This is a genomic window from Mesorhizobium sp. M0848 (assembly GCF_040319805.1).
GTDB lineage: Bacteria > Pseudomonadota > Alphaproteobacteria > Rhizobiales > Rhizobiaceae > Mesorhizobium.
Window position 1 is genome coordinate 1 of record NZ_JAMYOM010000081.1, and the last position, 1,051, is coordinate 1,051.

Genomic DNA, 1,051 nt, shown 5'->3' on the forward strand with positions numbered 1-1,051 from the left:
CTAGAGCGTTTCATATTTTGACGGAAGCGTAGCCTGCGTTTTCGAAGTAGTTCTTGCATTCGGCTGCCTCGATGGTTTCGACGAGGTGGCCGATGTGGCGCCACGTGTCCTCGACGGTGCGTTTCTGAGCTTGTCGCATCCAGTGTTTGATCTTGGCGAAGGCCTGCTCGATCGGATTGAGGTCCGGCGAGTAGGGCGGCAGATACCAAAGCCTGGCGCCGGCAGCTTTGATCGTCTGCCTGATGGCCGCCGACTTATGGCTTCCCAGGTTATCCATGACCACGATGTCGCCGGGCTTCAGCACGGTGATGAGCTGCTGCTCGACATAAGCACGGAAGCATTGGCCGTTGATCGGTCCGTCGAAGACGCAAGGTGCTGCGAGCCGGTCCCAGCGTAGTGCACCGAGGAAGGTCAGCGTGCGCCAGTGGCCGTGTGGAGCCAAGCCGCGCAGCCGTTTGCCTTTCGGCCCCCAACCTCGCAGTGGAGCCATGTTGGTCTTGATCCAGGTCTCATCGATGAAGACCAGGCACTGTGGATCGAGACCGCTTTGCCAAGAGCGCCATCGCTGGCGCCTGCGGGCAATATCGGCACGCGCCTGCTCAAGGGCGAACAGAGTTTTTTTTGAAGCTCAGGCCTTCGCGGCGCAGGAACAGCCACACCGTATTGTGCGAGACCTTGACCCCGCGAGCATCCAGCTCGTCCTTCAGCCGACGCAGCGTCAGTTCAGAGGTCTGATTAAGCCGCTCCATAATGAAGGCCCGATGCGGCTCAAGGACGCGCTTGCGATGTCCGCCCATCTTGCCCGGCGCCACCGAGCCAGTGGCACGGTAACGCTGCGACCACTTCACTACAGAGGAAACCGCAACGCCAAAGCGCGAGGCAACCGCACGGCAGGTCTCCCCGTCGCCAACCGCCGCTACTGCACGCTCACGAAGATCATTTGAAAGCGCTCGCGTCATCAGATGCTGGCCTCCAATCCAGCCAGCATCTTGAATCACAAACATCCGGCTTTGGGAATCCTACGATTCTCTCAAAATAGGAATCGCTCTAG

1 protein-coding gene is annotated in these 1,051 nt (G+C 59.6%); it reads right to left on the minus strand.

All coding sequences use genetic code 11. The annotated features are described in order from the left end of the window. Nucleotides 1–10 precede the first annotated feature (10 nt). A protein-coding gene (locus tag NKH95_RS33365; RefSeq protein ID WP_031249521.1) for an IS630 family transposase occupies nucleotides 11–959 on the minus strand; the annotation gives its coding sequence in 2 pieces (ribosomal slippage) (nucleotides 11–622 and nucleotides 624–959; 948 coding nt in all). Nucleotides 960–1,051 lie beyond the last annotated feature (92 nt).